Annotated in this window: 17 protein-coding genes and 3 tRNA genes; 7 read left to right on the top strand and 13 right to left on the bottom strand. The window is 41.2% G+C overall.

Going from position 1 to position 15,746, the window contains the following annotated elements; all coding sequences use genetic code 11:
* Nucleotides 1-8: 8 nt before the first annotated feature.
* Genes FJR71_RS02225 through yjbM form a run of 3 tightly spaced genes read right to left on the bottom strand, consistent with a single transcriptional unit; the run spans nucleotide 9 to nucleotide 2,369 of the window.
* On the bottom strand, nucleotides 9-899 hold the full coding sequence (locus FJR71_RS02225; RefSeq protein WP_140813978.1) for an RluA family pseudouridine synthase: 891 nt from the start codon (nucleotides 897-899) through the stop codon (nucleotides 9-11).
* Nucleotides 896-1,714, bottom strand: coding sequence for an NAD kinase (locus tag FJR71_RS02220; RefSeq protein ID WP_281281320.1), 819 nt, complete (start codon nucleotides 1,712-1,714; stop codon nucleotides 896-898). The genes FJR71_RS02225 and FJR71_RS02220 overlap by 4 nt, the downstream gene beginning before the upstream one ends.
* Nucleotides 1,698-2,369 carry a GTP diphosphokinase gene (yjbM, locus tag FJR71_RS02215; protein ID WP_048690012.1) on the bottom strand — a complete coding sequence of 224 codons (672 nt, stop codon included), beginning with the start codon at nucleotides 2,367-2,369 and terminating at the stop codon, nucleotides 1,698-1,700. The genes FJR71_RS02220 and yjbM overlap by 17 nt, the downstream gene beginning before the upstream one ends.
* Nucleotides 2,370-2,464: 95 nt before the next feature.
* Here yjbM and FJR71_RS02210 point away from each other — a divergent pair, with 95 nt between their 5' ends.
* The 6 genes from FJR71_RS02210 to FJR71_RS02185 all read left to right on the top strand — a co-directional run bounded on the left by FJR71_RS02210 (nucleotide 2,465) and on the right by FJR71_RS02185 (nucleotide 6,497).
* Nucleotides 2,465-3,031 carry a CYTH domain-containing protein gene (locus FJR71_RS02210; protein ID WP_140813977.1) on the top strand — a complete coding sequence of 189 codons (567 nt, stop codon included), beginning with the start codon at nucleotides 2,465-2,467 and terminating at the stop codon, nucleotides 3,029-3,031.
* Between the two features lie 62 nt (nucleotides 3,032-3,093).
* Nucleotides 3,094-4,050, top strand: a complete 957-nt coding sequence (locus FJR71_RS02205; RefSeq protein WP_129822078.1) for a ribose-phosphate diphosphokinase — start codon at nucleotides 3,094-3,096, stop codon at nucleotides 4,048-4,050.
* Nucleotides 4,051-4,059: 9 nt separating this feature from the next.
* Nucleotides 4,060-5,187, top strand: a complete 1,128-nt coding sequence (locus FJR71_RS02200; protein WP_140813976.1) for a cysteine desulfurase family protein — start codon at nucleotides 4,060-4,062, stop codon at nucleotides 5,185-5,187.
* Entirely contained in the window at nucleotides 5,177-5,524 is a 348-nt protein-coding gene (locus FJR71_RS02195) for a DUF1831 domain-containing protein (RefSeq protein WP_140813975.1), read from the top strand. Before FJR71_RS02200 ends, FJR71_RS02195 begins: the two co-directional genes overlap by 11 nt.
* On the top strand, nucleotides 5,524-5,760 hold the full coding sequence (locus FJR71_RS02190; protein ID WP_140813974.1) for a DUF4649 family protein: 237 nt from the start codon (nucleotides 5,524-5,526) through the stop codon (nucleotides 5,758-5,760). The genes FJR71_RS02195 and FJR71_RS02190 overlap by 1 nt, the downstream gene beginning before the upstream one ends.
* Before the next feature lie 92 nt (nucleotides 5,761-5,852).
* Nucleotides 5,853-6,497, top strand: a complete 645-nt coding sequence (locus FJR71_RS02185; protein WP_048690030.1) for a redox-sensing transcriptional repressor Rex — start codon at nucleotides 5,853-5,855, stop codon at nucleotides 6,495-6,497.
* A gap of 188 nt (nucleotides 6,498-6,685) precedes the next feature.
* On the opposite strand, the gene radC is transcribed toward FJR71_RS02185, so the two are convergent.
* From radC to gyrA, 4 genes are all read right to left on the bottom strand, one after another.
* Nucleotides 6,686-7,369 (bottom strand): RadC family protein, encoded by a 684-nt coding sequence (radC, locus tag FJR71_RS02175; RefSeq protein ID WP_048689924.1) that lies wholly within the window; start codon nucleotides 7,367-7,369, stop codon nucleotides 6,686-6,688.
* 60 nt (nucleotides 7,370-7,429) lie between these two features.
* The gene (locus FJR71_RS02170) at nucleotides 7,430-7,708 is read right to left on the bottom strand and encodes a porphobilinogen deaminase (protein WP_140813973.1); all 279 of its coding nucleotides are present in this window, start codon (nucleotides 7,706-7,708) and stop codon (nucleotides 7,430-7,432) included.
* A 153-nt stretch (nucleotides 7,709-7,861) separates the two neighbouring features.
* A complete protein-coding gene (locus tag FJR71_RS02165) occupies nucleotides 7,862-8,608 on the bottom strand; it encodes a class A sortase (protein WP_048715926.1) in 747 nt (248 codons plus the stop codon).
* A gap of 8 nt (nucleotides 8,609-8,616) precedes the next feature.
* Nucleotides 8,617-11,079, bottom strand: coding sequence for a DNA gyrase subunit A (gene gyrA / locus FJR71_RS02160; RefSeq protein ID WP_140813972.1), 2,463 nt, complete (start codon nucleotides 11,077-11,079; stop codon nucleotides 8,617-8,619).
* A gap of 195 nt (nucleotides 11,080-11,274) precedes the next feature.
* Here gyrA and FJR71_RS02155 point away from each other — a divergent pair, with 195 nt between their 5' ends.
* The gene (locus tag FJR71_RS02155) at nucleotides 11,275-12,261 is read left to right on the top strand and encodes an L-lactate dehydrogenase (RefSeq protein WP_048689936.1); all 987 of its coding nucleotides are present in this window, start codon (nucleotides 11,275-11,277) and stop codon (nucleotides 12,259-12,261) included.
* Between the two features lie 162 nt (nucleotides 12,262-12,423).
* Here FJR71_RS02155 and FJR71_RS02150 read toward each other — a convergent pair.
* The 6 genes from FJR71_RS02150 to FJR71_RS02125 form a co-directional block, all read right to left on the bottom strand.
* Nucleotides 12,424-12,495, bottom strand: a tRNA-Arg gene (locus tag FJR71_RS02150).
* Between the two features lie 76 nt (nucleotides 12,496-12,571).
* A complete protein-coding gene (gene rpsA, locus FJR71_RS02145; protein ID WP_006596419.1) occupies nucleotides 12,572-13,771 on the bottom strand; it encodes a 30S ribosomal protein S1 in 1,200 nt (399 codons plus the stop codon).
* Between the two features lie 167 nt (nucleotides 13,772-13,938).
* Nucleotides 13,939-14,010 (bottom strand) — tRNA-Gln (locus FJR71_RS02140).
* Between the two features lie 49 nt (nucleotides 14,011-14,059).
* Nucleotides 14,060-14,140 (bottom strand) — tRNA-Tyr (locus FJR71_RS02135).
* A gap of 52 nt (nucleotides 14,141-14,192) precedes the next feature.
* Nucleotides 14,193-14,423, bottom strand: a complete 231-nt coding sequence (locus FJR71_RS02130; protein WP_048715920.1) for a DUF2969 domain-containing protein — start codon at nucleotides 14,421-14,423, stop codon at nucleotides 14,193-14,195.
* A 142-nt stretch (nucleotides 14,424-14,565) separates the two neighbouring features.
* A complete protein-coding gene (locus tag FJR71_RS02125; protein ID WP_140813971.1) occupies nucleotides 14,566-15,591 on the bottom strand; it encodes a branched-chain amino acid aminotransferase in 1,026 nt (341 codons plus the stop codon).
* Between the last annotated feature and the right edge of the window lie 155 nt (nucleotides 15,592-15,746).

Here is a 15,746-nt window from a genome sequence, read left to right as displayed (position 1 = left end):
GAAAAAAATTAATTATTTGATAACTGTTTTAAGACTTGGCTAAAATCATCTGGCAGAGAGCTTTCAATTCGTAGCTCCTCTTCCAAAAAAGGATGATAGAAAGCCAAGGAATGGCAATGCAAGGCTTGTCGAAGAATCCCATCTTCTAACGAACCTCCATAGAGATCATCTCCCAAAAGTGGAAAACCAATATGAGAAAAATGAACGCGAATCTGATGGGTCCGGCCTGTATGCAACTGGATATCCACCAGATGAATATCACCGAAAGACTGAACAATTTGGTAGCTGGTATGAGCATACTTGCCACCTTTTGCTACCTTTCGGGTAATAATGGAGTCTTCATCACGCGCAATGGGGGCAATGATATCCCCCTTGCTTTCCAACTCACCCTTGCCCTTTACCAATGCAAAGTAACGTTTTTGAATGGTCTTAGCCTGAAGTTGCTTATCCAAGCGAGCATGGGCATAGCCATGTTTGGCAAAAAGCATGATCCCACTGGTATCCTTGTCTAAACGGGTGACAATATGAACGAGCTGATTTTCATACTGATTGCGAACATAGTAACCCTTGACAAAGTTTGCAATGGTATTGGAATGAAGGGAACTAGGAATGGATGCCACTCCTGCCGGTTTGTTGATGACCAAGAAATGATCGTCTTCATACAAAATTTCCAAATCCCGATCAATGGCCTCCAAGGCTTCATAACCTTCCTCAGAGGGAATATCAATCGTTACCTTATCTCCGATATCCAGAAGATAAATGGCATTTTGTTCGACGCCATTGACTAAAATCTGGCCTCCAGAAAACTTGATCTTGGCCAATAAGCCTTTTGAAACCTGATGTTTCTTCAGAAAGGTTTTAACCTTGACATGTTCATCTGCAATAAACTCGAACCTCATTCGTCAATATCTCCGATAAAGGCATCCTTGACCCGATTCCAGAAACTGGTATGACTTGGACTCGCTACGAAATTGATCTTGTGGTTATCAATCTGGTACTCGATATGGGCGATATTTCGATAGGAATAGGTTGAATTATCGACGGAGAGAATGTGAAAACCTGGCCGGCTAGGCGTGATTTCAATCTTATCTTTTTTGGGAACAATAATCGATGACCCCAAAGTTCGATAGACACGATTATTCAGACTAGCGATTTCAGCAATTTGAAGCGCTTCGATCGTCGGGTGAAGCACTGCTCCTCCCAAAGATTTGTTATAAGCTGTGCTACCTGTAGGGGTCGAAACCGTAATGCCATCCCCTCTAAATCGCTCAAAATGAACGCCATTGATGGTTAAATCAGCCACCATGGTTCGATCGCTTCGTTTAATCGTCGCTTCGTTAAGGGCTCGCATAATCTTCGTATCCCCATTATCAAAAGTCACTTTGACATTAAGGATTGGGTAGGATACCTTGGCACCTGTATCGAACTTGAGATTTTCTACCAACTTGTCAATCTCATCATCTAAATAGTCCGTATAAAATCCAAGATGCCCCGTATGCACCCCAACAAAACGAACCCGATCCAATTGACTCTCGTACTTATGAAAAGCAGAGAGCAACATGCCATCCCCACCAATAGAGATTACGATATCCGGATGCTTCTCAGTTAAGATAAAATTATTCTTTTTTAATTTATAACGAAGTTGTTGAAAAACCTCTTCGCTCTGGCGTTTTCGATTTCGAATAATCGAAACCTTTTTACCTGTAGTCCTCATCTGTATCATCACTATTTCCGACGCCATCATTTAATTTACGATGCATTGGATCAAAAAGAGCTTGCGCCTCCTGAATGGCATCACGAATGGCACCCATTTCCTCATCGAGTTGATAAGCCAAATTCGCGGTGACTTCAAGACGCTTCTTAATCTCGTCCGGAAAATCTCCTTTATATTTGTAATTTAATGAGTGTTCAATGGTGGCCCAGAAATTCATAGACAGGGTACGAATCTGAATCTCTGCCAAAATCGTTTCATAGCCATTAATGGTATCTACTGGATACTCTACCACTACATGATAGCTTCGATACCCACTTGATTTCTTGTGACGAATATAGTCTCGTTCTTGAACCACGCGCATATCCTGACGCTTCCGCAAGACTTCTAGGACTTCGTCTACGTCGTCTACGAATTGAACCATGATCCTCAGACCAGCAATATCTTGCATATCTTGAGCCAGGTTCTCTTCAGATATACTTCTGCGTTCCATCTTTTCGAGAATACTCTCAATCGGCTTCACACGACCGGTCACAAACTCGATTGGGGAATGCTTTTGTTGTTTGCGGTACTGCTTTCTTATCCCACGAAGTTTAATCTTCAACTCCCCAACTGCTTGGATATAGGGATCTAAAAAATTTTCCCAATCAATCGCCATTGAATCACCTTGTCATCTCAAAGTTTTTTGTATAAAATAAACACATCTATTATTATATCATAAAGAGCTTGCAAACGAAAGAAAAGGACGTAGCTATGAATCATTTAGAAATTGAATTTAAAACCTTACTAACCAAGGAAGAGTACCATTCTCTAGAAGACTTTTTCAAAGACCAAAAACCTATCCGACAAACCAATCACTATATTGATACGCCCGACCATGCTATCCGGAATCATCGGATGGCCTTGCGAATTCGTACCTTAGCTGATCGGGCTGAGCTAACCCTTAAAGTGCCGCAAGATGCGGGACATTTTGAATACAATCAAGTCCTTACTTTTGATCAAGTAGAAGCCTTTCTCTCCAAGAAAAAACTTCCTCAAGGTGAGATTGCCAGCTTTCTCACTGATTTAGACATTCCTCTCACTTCCTTAGATGTCTGGGGAAGTCTAGAAACAGAGAGACGAGAGAAAAGAATCTCTAAAGGTTTATTAGCTTTTGACCGTAGTCGCTATAACTCCATTGAAGATTATGAATTAGAAATGGAGGTGGATGCCGCCTCAGATGAAACTTATTTTCACGAATTTCTCAAGGAAAAACAAATTGAATACAAGCCTGCAAAAAGTAAAGTAGCAAGATTGGCCCAAAGTTTGCTAAAAAGCTGAAATTACTGAATTTTTTTGCTAAAATAAGACTAGACAAAAATATCTAAATGAGGATCAAACACATGTCAGAAAAAAACAATATGAAGCTCTTCGCACTCAACTCCAACCAAGAAATTGCACAAAAAATTTCAGAAGTTGCTGGCATCCCACTCGGAAAGCTTTCTTCACGTCAATTCTCAGATGGTGAAATCCAAATTAATATCGAAGAAAGTGTGCGTGGATATGATATTTACATCATCCAATCTACTAGCTTCCCAGTGAACAATCACTTGATGGAATTGTTAATCATGGTAGATGCTTGCCAACGAGCAAGTGCCCATACCGTAAACGTGGTCCTTCCATACTTTGGGTATGCTCGTCAAGACCGTACTGCTGCTCCTCGCGAACCAATTACAGCAAAATTAGTTGCCAACATGCTTGTCAAGGCAGGGGTAGACCGTGTTGTAACCCTCGATCTTCATGCGGTTCAAGTACAAGGCTTCTTCGATATCCCAGTAGACAACTTGTTTACGATTCCTCTATTTGCTGATCACTATATCAAACAAGGTTTAACCGGTTCAGATGTAGTGGTTGTCAGCCCTAAAAATTCTGGAGTGAAACGCGCACGCAATCTTGCAGAATATCTAGATGCCCCAATTGCTATCATCGACTACGCCCAAGACGACTCTAGTCGTGACGAGGGCTACATCATCGGGGATGTTAAAGGTAAAAAAGCAATCCTCATCGATGATATTTTAAATACAGGAAAAACATTCTCTGAGGCTGCAAAAATTGTTCAACGCGACGGCGCTACTGAGATTTATGCCGTTTCTAGTCACGGACTTTTCGTTAAGGGAGCCGCAGACCTACTGGATCAAGCACCGATTAAAGAGATTTTGGTTACAGACTCTGTAGCAACCAAAGAACAAAAACCAAAAAATGTAAAATACATTACTGCAAGTGAATTGATTGGAGATGCCCTTGTTCGTATCCAAGAGCGTAAACCAGTTAGTCCACTCTTTGCATACCACAAGAAATAAGGTGATGGCGTGATTTATTTTGACAATGCGGCAACCACTCCCCTAAGCCCAGGAGTAATCAAGGTGATGACAGAAACGATGGAAACCAGTTTCGGAAATCCCTCTAGTCTCCACTCCCACGGTCGCCAAGCGAAAAAGATTCTTAGAGACGCTAGGGAATGCGTTGCAACTTGTTTAAAGACCTCTAGTCAACAGATTATCTTCACTTCTGGCGGGACCGAAAGCAATAACACTGTTATAAAGGGCTACTGTCTCAAACATAGACAGCAAGGGAAGCATATTATTACCACGGCTATTGAGCACCATGCCGTTCTTGAACCGATTGAGTACTTGGTCCAAGAATATGGATTTGAAGTAACCATCATTCAACCAGTCGATCAAAATATTCGACCTGAAGATATTCGAGCTGCACTTCGTCCCGATACTATTTTAGTATCCACTATGTATGCCAACAACGAAACGGGTGATCTCTTACCTATCAAGGCAATTTCTGACCTTTTAAAAGACCATCCTGCTGCTTTTCATGTCGATGCTGTTCAAGCCGTTGGTAAACTTGCTGTAGCCCCTGAAGAGCTTGGAGTTGATTTTCTAACTGCATCGGCCCATAAATTTCACGGGCCTAAGGGAGTTGGACTTCTCTATGCTAAAAAGCCTGACTTCTTCAATCTCTTACACGGGGGTGACCAAGAAGACAAGCGTCGAGCTAGTACAGAGAACTTGATTTCAATTGCTGGAATGGCTCAAGCCCTCAAAGAAGCAACTGATCAGTTAGACGCAAATTATCAGTATATTCAGACCTTATCTAAACGTATCCTAACCGGCCTAGAAGATTTAGATTTCTATCTGAATGGCACAGACTCCAAACTTCCTCATGTCTTGAACATTGGCTTCCCAGGTATCAGCAATGATATCCTACTGCTTCGTTTAGATATGGCAGGGATTTCAGTCTCAACTGGCTCTGCTTGTACTGCTGGGACTGTTCAACCAAGTCACGTCCTTGCAGCTTATTATGGTGAAGATTCCCCTCGCTTGAAGGAATCTATTCGCATTAGTTTATCCGAATTCAATACTTCTGATGAAGTCGATATTTTTATTACAAACATTCATAAAATTTTAGGAGAATTACATGGCATTTGAAACATCTGTCTCATTAACAAACTGTGATTACACATACGCAATCCACCCAAATATCAAGAAATATACCCTACGTGACAATACTTTTGCACAAACAAAGGTTGGTAACTACGAATTAAATCGTTTATTAGAAGCTATTCCAAATAGCGGAGATGGCTTTAAGTTAAAGATTATCATCAATAAGGATTTAACAGGATTTAAAATTAACATTACTGACAAGTCAGGCCTTCGTTTGGTAAATATTTTTAAAAATCCAGAAAACAAAATTATCCAACAAAAATTCTACTTCCTCATGGACAGTTTAGTTGAACGTGAAATCTTTGAAAGGATTGAAAACTAATGACCAATGGTCCTGTAGTCCTCACCTATTTGGATGCATACCAAAAAGAACGTCAGGTTAGCTACGATAACATCGATCACTGTCTATTAGCCTTCTCAGGCTGTGTGACCATTCCAGATTCCTATCAGGTTGTTTCTGTGACCTACAAGGGGCATCCCTTACCTTTCACTGGAAAAATCGGTGACTTTTATCGCTATCTGATTCAGTTCGATCTGAGTTTAAGAAATTCCAATTAACAAAGAAAACACCATTTTGGTGTTTTTTTAGTATAAGATAGTTGCTTTTTTCACAAACTTTTTATACAATAGATTTGAAAGGTTGTGATATTGTGAAACAAGATAAGACTAATCCAATTCCTCGTGCTACTGCTAAACGACTCTCCTTGTATTACCGCATTTTTAAACGCTTTAATGCAGAGAAAATCGAACGAGCAAATTCAAAACAGATCGCTGAAGCCATCGGGATTGATTCCGCAACTGTTCGTCGTGACTTCTCCTACTTTGGAGAGCTTGGACGACGTGGTTTTGGTTATGATGTCAAAAAGTTAATGAATTTCTTTGCTGATCTCTTGAATGATAACTCCATCACCAATGTTGCTATCGTCGGGATTGGAAATATGGGGAGTGCCCTTCTTCACTATCGCTTCCATGAGCGAAACAAAATGAAAATTGTCATGGCATTTGATACGGATGATCATAAGTTAGTCGGCACTAAAAGTAAAGATGGTATTCCGATTTACGGCATCTCCACACTAAAAGAAAAACTTGAGGGACAAGAGATTCAAACAGCCATTTTAACCGTTCCAAGTGTAAAATCTCAAGAAGTTGCAGATTTACTGGTTGAAGCTGGTATCAAGGGAATCCTTAGCTTTTCTCCAGTACACCTTACAGTTCCAAAAGATGTGGTAGTCCAATATGTCGATCTAACCAGTGAATTGCAAACCCTTCTCTACTTTATGCGCAAAAATTCATGATAAGCAAAGAGGCTGGGACAAAAGTCCTAGCCTCTCAATTGTCTTTAGATTATCGAGCAAGACGCAGTGGTTGAGTGTGCTCTACTACGCTGATTTTATCAGCTTTTACAGCTCTACTCAACTGTGCGGAGGTGGGACGACGAAATCGAATTCTAACGAATTACCGATTTCTGTCCCATTCTCTTTTTCTATACCAATAAATCTGTTTCTTCCCGGTAGCTATAATAATCATCAGTTGAGACAATCAGATGGTCCAGGAAAACAATTCCTAGACAATTGCAGGCCTCAATCATTTGTTGGGTAACGCCATCATCATTCTTGCTAGGATGAATGATTCCGGACGGGTGGTTGTGAACCAAGATTAAGGATGTCGCCATATGCTTGATGGCATAGTGCAAGATTTCTCTTGGTTCTGCAATGCTACGATTGACTGTTCCGATAAAAATCACTTGCTGATGGATAATTTGATTTTGGGTATTCAGATACAAGGCCAGTAAATGCTCCTGTTTCTCATGGCCTATTTTTTGTTGCATCATTTTTGCCAGCTTCTGACTACTCATGATTTGTTCCGTTTCAATCACTTCAGAAGTCTGTATTCGTTTCCCTAATTCAATAGCAGCTAACAGCTCAATAGCCTTTACTTTCCCAATTCCTGGAACTTCCTGTAACTCCTGAAAACTCATACTAGCCAGTTCTTTTAAACTCTTTAGTGAGGCCAACAGGTCTTGAGCGATCTCGTAGACTGGTTTATTTTTGTTCCCCGTCCGTAATAAGATGGACAGCAATTCTTGATGACTGAGCTTATCAGGGCCCTCTGTTAGCAAACGTTCTCTAGGTAAGAGACCTGATTCTTGAAATACAATATGATACATAAAAAACCTCCTCAATTAATAATTCGCAATTGAGGAGGAAAAAGGACGATTCTGTATAAATTAAATTGGACAAACTACTTCTCTTAAGTTTTCAAGAATTCGAGTTTCTTCATTTGAGAAGTTAATTCTATAGCATTCTTGCACTTGTTCCAAAGACGCAAGAAATTGACGAATTTCGTATCGAATTAAGTGTTCTTGATCATCAGGAAGGTTTTCAATGATTTCGAAGACCTGTTCAACTTCGTAGATCCCCTTGGTAATAAGGCCTGTTTTGGGGAAATCATTGACCAGTAAGCCATAGAAGTTTCTTAACAAAGTATAGATATCTTCTGTGAGCATTCAGTTCCTCCAAACTTCTTTCTATCACTCTTCTATTATAAAATAGAAAGCATGCAAAAATATGTCAGTCAGGTAACATTTCATGACTATCCTCTTACAAGTTGGCAGAAAATTAACAGAAAAAAAGAGGTCAAAGACCTCTTTTTAAGTTGATTATAATTGCATTTGATTATAAGATTTTGTGAAAGCTTCCAGTATATCTTTTGGTGCTTTGGAGTAATCTACTGAAGTTTCCAAAGTCCCTTTTACAATCGTACGATAAGTTGCTGCGGCATCCTCACAGGTCACCAAGGTGATTTCATTAACCCCTTCACGATCTGCAATGACATCGACACGATCTGGTGTCACTGTCTCAACAGAATTGATGACATAGGTATACACCTTTTCCTTATCAGTGATATAGATTTTCATTCCAGCTTTGGCATGTTCTAACGGGGAAAAGAGCATTTCATTTGCCCCTGTTAAACCAAAGACATGGTGACTAGCCAAGGAGTAATTCCTTTCCCCCATAACCTGGTCCTCTTTCATGGTACCTGCCCCATAATAGAGTCCCACATTATCTAAGCCTTTAAAAATCGGAAGGTTCATCTTCAACTCAGGAATTGCTATCCCCCCAATAACAGGCAACTTCTGCGCCTGCCACTGAGCATTGATAACAGATTCTGTAGAAAGCGATTTGACTTCTTTAAAATCAAAGCTAGTCTTGGCATCTTTATTCTTATCGATGGTCTTTTTCGATACCTTGTTGACTTGATACTGATTAGTATGCCACACCATGATCATGTTCCGAATCGGAGCATTAAAAATCAAGGCAATAGACAAAAGGATTAGTAAGGTAGCAAAGATATTAATCAAGCGATTGCGTAAGCTTGTTTTCTTCTTTTTTCTTCTTGAAGCCATTTTTTATCCTACCCTTCACTTTCAGTTTCAGTCTCTGACTCATCTTTTTCGTCAGCTTGAACCGTTGTAAAGGTTACGATTTGGGCATCTTGATCCAGACGCATCACTTTCACACCCATGGTCGAACGTCCAGTTTGAGAAATATTGGCGACGCTGGTACGAATCATGACACCTGTATTGGTGATAATCATCAAATCCTCATCTCCTTTGACAGTCATGAGACCGGCTAGAGGACCATTCTTATCAGCCACATTAGCAGTTTTAATCCCTTTACCACCACGTCCTTTTGTTGGATACTCATCAGCACGCGTGCGTTTACCGTATCCCTTTTCAGTGATGATCAATACTTCATCTTGGTCTGTAATCACGCTTGCACTGACCACTTGGTCACCTGGGCGAAGGTTGACACCTCGTACCCCAGTTGCAGAACGCCCCATGTTCCGTACAACAGACTCTTTGAAGCGGACAGAATAACCAAATTTAGTCCCGATAATCACGTCCGTATTTCCGTCTGTGAGGAAGACATTGATCAGCTCATCCTCATCTTTGAGGTTAAGAGCTTTCAAGCCATTTTGACGAATATTGGCAAACTCAGCTACACTGGTCCGTTTTACCAAACCTGAGCGGGTTGTAAAGAAGAGATAAGCGTCTTCACTACGATCCTGAGCGACGTTAATAATGGTCTGAATGGATTCTCCGTCATCTAACTTGAGCAAGTTGACAATTGGAAGCCCCTTAGCTGTACGGCCGTATTCAGGGATTTCATAGCCTTTCAGACGGTAAACCCGTCCCTTATTGGTAAAGAAGAGCAAACGATCATGGGTGCTGGTAGAAACCAATTCACGGACAAAGTCATCATCTTTGACCCCTGTACCTTGAACACCACGTCCCCCACGTTTTTGAGCAGTAAATTCATCTTGATCCAATCGCTTGATGTAACCCTTGTTAGAGAGAGTAATCAAAACATTGCTTTCTTCGATCAAATCTTCGTCTTCTAGTGATAGAACTTCTCCTACCATCAATTCTGTCCGACGTGGATCTCCAAACTTCCGTTTGACCTCGTCCAATTCTTCCTTGATAATCGCAACTACACGCTCTGGCTTGGCTAAAATATCAGCAAGATCAGCAATCAAAGCAACGAGATCATCGTATTCGCTTTGAATCTTGTCACGTTCCAAACCAGTCAAACGACGAAGACGCATATCCAAGATAGCCTGACTTTGACGCTCAGAAAGCTTGAATTTACTCATCAATTCTGCTTGTGCTTCTGCATCTGTCTGACTATTACGGATGATTTTAATCACTTCATCGATGTGATCGAGAGCGATTAAGAGACCTTCCAAGATATGGGCACGAGCTTCCGCCTTCTCTTTATCAAAGATAGTCCGACGAGTCACCACTTCTTTTTGGTGCTCAATATAAGATCCTAAAATCTCACGAAGAGAGAGAATCTTAGGGACACCATTTTGGATAGCCAACATGTTGAAACCAAAGTTGGTTTGCATTTGAGTCATCTTGAAGAGGTTGTTTAAGATAACATTAGCTGAGGCATCACGGCGCACTTCGATGACGAAACGAACTCCTTCCCGGTTAGACTCATCCCGAACTGCTGTAATCCCATCAATTCGTTTTTCTTGAACCAAACGAACAATATGCTCATGCACTTTGGTCTTGTTGACCATATAAGGAAATTCTGTAACGACAATGCGTTCACGGCCTGTCTTGGTCTCTTCAATTTCCGTCCGAGACCGTAAGACAATTGAACCTTTTCCTGTTTCATAGGCCTTATGAATACCTGATTTGCCCATGACCAAGGCCCCTGTTGGGAAATCTGGTCCAGGAAGCACCTCCATCAGCTCACGTGTAGTCACATCAGGATTGTCCATCATTAGCTTGACAGCATCAATAGACTCACCGAGGTTGTGTGGAGGGATATTTGTCGCCATCCCTACCGCAATCCCTGTCGCTCCATTGACTAACAAGTTAGGGAAGCGAGCTGGAAGGACGTTTGGTTCGCGTTCACTGGCATCATAGTTATCCGTGAAATCAACTGTATTCTTGTTGATATCCCGAAGCATTTCAAGAGCAATCTTGCTCATACGAGCTTCCGTATACCGTTGGGCCGCGGCTCCATCACCATCCATAGAACCAAAGTTCCCATGCCCATCTACAAGCATGTAGCGATAGCTCCACCATTGAGCCATCCGAACCATAGCCTCATAAATAGAAGAGTCCCCGTGTGGATGGTATTTACCCATAACATCCCCAGTAATACGGGCAGATTTCTTATGTGGTTTATCTGGTGTAACCCCAAGTTCATTCATTCCATAAAGGATCCGACGATGAACTGGCTTTAAACCATCTCGCACGTCAGGAAGAGCCCGAGACACGATAACACTCATAGCGTAATCGATGAAACTGGTCTTCATTTCAGATGTTAAGTTAACATCAACTAAGTTATTATCCTGCATTAAAACAATGCCTCTCTTTAATTAATTCACCATACTATTATAACACATTTAGGACTTTTTTTCTCTTTCGGAACACAAGAGTAAAAACGTTTACATCGTCCAAAATAGGCGTAAAACCGTGACAAAGAAAAGTAAAAGTGGTAGAATAAATGCGAATGGGGAAACCCCAAAAAATAGAAGGAGACGTTTAGAATAATGACATTAACTAAACAACATAAAAAAGTTATCCTTGTTGGTGACGGCGCTGTAGGTTCATCTTATGCTTTCGCACTTGTTACTCAAGGTATCGCACAAGAATTAGGTATCATCGAAATCCCTCAATTGTTTGAAAAAGCGGTTGGTGATGCTGAAGACCTTAGCCACGCTCTTGCCTTCACTTCTCCTAAGAAGATTTATGCTGCTAAGTACGAAGACTGTGCGGATGCTGACCTCGTTGTTATTACTGCGGGTGCTCCTCAAAAACCAGGTGAAACTCGTCTTGACCTTGTTGGTAAAAACCTTGCCATCAACAAATCAATCGTTGAGCAAGTTGTTGCTTCAGGATTTAACGGTATCTTCCTTGTAGCTGCTAACCCAGTTGACGTCTTGACTTACTCTACTTGGAAATTCTCAGGTTTCCCTAAAGAACGTGTTATCGGTTCAGGTACTTCTCTTGACTCAGCTCGTTTCCGTCAAGCACTTGCTGAAAAGATCGGTGTTGACGCTCGTTCAGTCCATGCCTACATCATGGGTGAACACGGTGACTCAGAGTTCGCTGTTTGGTCACATGCCAACGTTGCCGGTGTGAAATTGGAACAATGGTTGCAAGCAAACCGTGACTTGGACGAAGCTGACCTTGTAGATCTCTTCATCTCTGTACGTGATGCTGCTTACTCAATCATCAACAAGAAAGGGGCTACTTACTACGGTATCGCCGTTGCCCTTGCTCGTATTACTCGTGCTATTCTTGATGATGAAAATGCTGTACTTCCACTTTCAGTCTTCCAAGAAGGACAATACGGAGTTGAGAACGTCTTTATCGGTCAACCAGCGATCGTTGGTGCGCACGGTATCGTTCGTCCAGTAAACATCCCATTGAACGACGCTGAAACACAAAAAATGCAAGCATCTGCAAAAGAATTGCAAGCGATTATCGATGAAGCATGGAAGAACCCAGAATTCCAAGCAGCTTCTAAAAACTAAACAAAACGTTAAACACCATGTCTTAAGACATGGTGTTTTCTTGATCTCATTATTATGAAATCCTAGAGAGCCCTGAGAGCCCAATCCTACTCTTAAAAACCCACTGCTATCTTTCTTCATCCAAAAATAAAAAAAGAGAGCCTTAAGGCACTCCTATCGTCATCCACCCTGAGAGAATCGAACTCCCATCTCAAGAACCGGAATCTTACGTGATATCCATTACACTAAGGGTGGCAACTATGATAGTATATCAAAAAATCGATCATTTTACAAGTAAAAAAAGCTTGCCTAAGCAAGCTTTTTATGTTGATTACAATTCAATATCACCAAACAAGTCAGCCATTGAGAATCCAGTTTGAGTTTCTGGAAGTTCAAAGTCACGTTTTTCTTGTTTTGGACGACGTGGACGTTGTTGACGTTTTTCTTGTTTTTCGCCTTCTTCTTGAGCTGGACGTTCTTCAAGAGCTTTGATAGAAAGTGATACACGTTCATCAGCAGCATTTACTTCAAGAACTTTAACAGTTACTTCTTGTCCAACTTTAAGAACATCTTTTGGATTTTCAACACGTTTGTGTGAAATTTGTGAGATGTGTACAAGTCCATCGATACCTGGTAATACTTCAACGAATGCACCGAAGTCAGTCAAACGTTTAACAGTACCTTCGATGACATCACCAGCAGCCAATTTTTGTTCTACGCCATCCCATGGTCCAGGTGTTGTAGCTTTCAATGAAAGTGATACGCGACCTTCTTCTTCGTTCAAGTCAAGGACTTTCACTTCGATTTCTTCACCAACAGTTACAACTGATTTAGGTGAAACGTTGCGTTCGTGTGACAATTCAGTCAAGTGAACCAATCCATCAACACCACCAAGGTCGATGAAAGCACCAAAGCTAGTGATACGGGCAACTTTACCAGTTACAACGTCACCAACGTTCAATTTACCAAATACTTCAGCGCGAGCTGCAGCTGATGCAGCTTCAACAACTTCACGACGAGAAAGGATGAAGCGGTTTTCTTTTGCGTCAACTTCTTTAATTTTGGCATCAAATTCTTGACCTACGAAACGTTCAGTGTTACGTACAAAACGAGTATCAAGCATTGAAGCTGGAATAAATCCACGAAGTCCTTCAAATTCTACTGAAAGTCCGCCCTTAACAGCGCGAGTTCCTTTAACAGTAACAACTTCTTCTTCACGTCCGACCAATTTGTCCCATGCTTTGCGAGCTTCCAAACGTTTTTTAGATACAAGGTAAGTTACTGTATCAGTATCTTTACCAACTACTTGACGAAGAACAAGCAATTCAAGTGTTTCACCTGGTTTTACCAAGTCATTGATGTCAGCATCACGATCGTTTGTCAATTCGCGAAGAGTCAAGACACCTTCGACACCAGTTCCAGAGATTGCAACGTTAGCTTGTGTAGCGTCAACTGTCAAAACTTCAGCAGTAACAACATCACCTGGCTCAACTTGGCTAACACTGTTTAGCAAATCTTCAAATTCATTCATCTAAAAAATCCTCCAACAATCAAGTTTTCTAAACTTGACATACTTATAATTATTTTTCCTAAGCAAGCACTCGCAACGAAATCAAAATGATCTACAACGACATCTTCATATAAAGAAATAAAATACCTGAGTAGATATTTTACCACCTTATCTGATATTACCTAGAACTGGGGTAGCTGGATTCGAACCAACGCATGAGGGAGTCAAAGTCCCTTGCCTTACCGCTTGGCTATACCCCAAAAAGAGCGCTGACCTTAGTCACTTTATCATCGTCACAATGAACGCTAATGGAGAGAGAGGGATTCGAACCCCCGAACCCGAAGGAGCGGATTTACAGTCCGCCGCGTTTAGCCTCTTCGCTATCTCTCCAAGCAAATCAACAGACACAATTATACCATTGATTTCATGAAAATGCAACCCCTTATTTGTTCAAATTATAATTTTCGATGGCACTTTCCACTGCTTTTTCAAGGGATTTATAAAGACTTTCTACTGCTCCGTTTTTCACTAGAGCGAACTGAGCTCCCATATCAGCAATCTCAGCAATAGCCTTCTTCCCAATCGCTAATTGGTAGCCATCAAAGGTATCTTTTCCAACAACTACCTTGCTATCAGAAATTTGGATTTCAATTTTTTTATCTTTTTTACTCATTCTTCTACCTCATTTCAACCCCTTTATTTTACAAAAATTTTCACATGCTTGCAAGTCGAAAATGTTTCATGATTAAATTATTTTTTTACTAGTATTTTCTTCCTAAGAAAAAGAGGGAGTCCTCCTCCCTCTGATCATTCCTTTAATCGTTTACTTTTAAAATCCATCCTTCTGGTGCTTCAATATCACCAAACTGGATGCCCGTTAATTCATCATAAAGCTTGCGGGTAACCGGTCCTACTTCCGTTTCTGAATAGAAGACATGGAAGTCATCTCCGTGCTGAACTCCCCCAATTGGTGAAATAACTGCAGCAGTTCCACAAGCCCCTGCTTCAACAAAGCGGTCCAAGTTATCGATTGGGACATCCCCTTCGATTGGTGTCAAACCAAGACGGTGCTCGGCAAGATAGAGCAAGGAATACTTGGTAATGGATGGCAGAATAGATGGGCTAAGTGGTGTCACAAACTCATTATCAGCTGTGATCCCAAAAAAGTTAGCAGATCCCACTTCTTCAATCTTGGTGTGGGTTGCAGGATCCAAGTAAATCACGTCTGAGAAGTTCCGAGACTTAGCTAATTTACCAGGTAAGAGGCTAGCGGCATAGTTTCCACCGACTTTCGCTGCACCTGTCCCATGAGGAGCTGCCCGGTCATAGTCATCTTGGATCAAGAAGTTGGTTGGAACCAAGCCACCCTTGAAGTAGTTTCCAACTGGCATAGCAAAGATCGTAAAGATGTATTCCTCTGCTGGCTTCACCCCAATGATATCTCCGACCCCAATCAACAATGGACGAAGATAGAGGGTTCCACCTGTTCCATATGGTGGGACATATTCTTCATTGGCACGAACTACTGCCTTACAAGCTTCCACAAACATATCCGTTGGAACTTGAGGCATCAAAAGACGATCGGCGGTCCGTTGAAGACGTTTGGCATTTTCATCGGGACGGAACAATTGAATGCTGCCATCTTTTGTCCGGTAGGCTTTCAGACCCTCAAAAGCTTGCTGTCCGTAGTGCAAACTCGGAGAAGATTCAGAAATATGAAGAGTGGCATCTTCGGATAGTTCTCCTTTTTCCCAGGCACCATTACGATAATAGGCGATGTAGCGGTAAGGTAATTTCATATAAGAAAATCCAAGATTTTCCCAATCAAGTGATACTGTCATGTCAGTTTTCCTTCTTCCATTCAAGACTTGCTAAATAGCAAGAGCCACCACAAAGGATGACTTTATTCATGTACTCTATTTTACACCATTTCATGAGAATTTCAAGTGAAATTTGCAATTTTCAGAAAATTTATCGAGCAACAAAATTAGCCAGT

This window comes from Streptococcus xiaochunlingii, assembly GCF_006385805.1.
Taxonomy (GTDB): Bacteria; Bacillota; Bacilli; order Lactobacillales; family Streptococcaceae; genus Streptococcus; species Streptococcus xiaochunlingii.
This window is presented reverse-complemented; position numbering and strand designations above follow the sequence as displayed.

Excerpts from the sequence above, each read along its gene's own strand:
- FJR71_RS02225 (WP_140813978.1), bottom strand. The coding sequence starts at position 899 with ATGAGGTTCGAGTTTATTGCAGATGAACATGTCAAGGTTAAAACCTTT.
- FJR71_RS02220 (WP_281281320.1), bottom strand. The coding sequence starts at position 1,714 with ATGAGGACTACAGGTAAAAAGGTTTCGATTATTCGAAATCGAAAACGC.
- yjbM (WP_048690012.1), bottom strand. The coding sequence starts at position 2,369 with ATGGCGATTGATTGGGAAAATTTTTTAGATCCCTATATCCAAGCAGTT.
- FJR71_RS02210 (WP_140813977.1), top strand. The coding sequence starts at position 2,465 with ATGAATCATTTAGAAATTGAATTTAAAACCTTACTAACCAAGGAAGAG.
- FJR71_RS02205 (WP_129822078.1), top strand. The coding sequence starts at position 3,094 with ATGTCAGAAAAAAACAATATGAAGCTCTTCGCACTCAACTCCAACCAA.
- FJR71_RS02195 (WP_140813975.1), top strand. The coding sequence starts at position 5,177 with ATGGCATTTGAAACATCTGTCTCATTAACAAACTGTGATTACACATAC.
- FJR71_RS02190 (WP_140813974.1), top strand. The coding sequence starts at position 5,524 with ATGACCAATGGTCCTGTAGTCCTCACCTATTTGGATGCATACCAAAAA.
- radC (WP_048689924.1), bottom strand. The coding sequence starts at position 7,369 with ATGTATCATATTGTATTTCAAGAATCAGGTCTCTTACCTAGAGAACGT.
- FJR71_RS02170 (WP_140813973.1), bottom strand. The coding sequence starts at position 7,708 with ATGCTCACAGAAGATATCTATACTTTGTTAAGAAACTTCTATGGCTTA.
- FJR71_RS02165 (WP_048715926.1), bottom strand. The coding sequence starts at position 8,608 with ATGGCTTCAAGAAGAAAAAAGAAGAAAACAAGCTTACGCAATCGCTTG.
- gyrA (WP_140813972.1), bottom strand. The coding sequence starts at position 11,079 with ATGCAGGATAATAACTTAGTTGATGTTAACTTAACATCTGAAATGAAG.
- FJR71_RS02155 (WP_048689936.1), top strand. The coding sequence starts at position 11,275 with ATGACATTAACTAAACAACATAAAAAAGTTATCCTTGTTGGTGACGGC.
- rpsA (WP_006596419.1), bottom strand. The coding sequence starts at position 13,771 with ATGAATGAATTTGAAGATTTGCTAAACAGTGTTAGCCAAGTTGAGCCA.
- FJR71_RS02130 (WP_048715920.1), bottom strand. The coding sequence starts at position 14,423 with ATGAGTAAAAAAGATAAAAAAATTGAAATCCAAATTTCTGATAGCAAG.
- FJR71_RS02125 (WP_140813971.1), bottom strand. The coding sequence starts at position 15,591 with ATGACAGTATCACTTGATTGGGAAAATCTTGGATTTTCTTATATGAAA.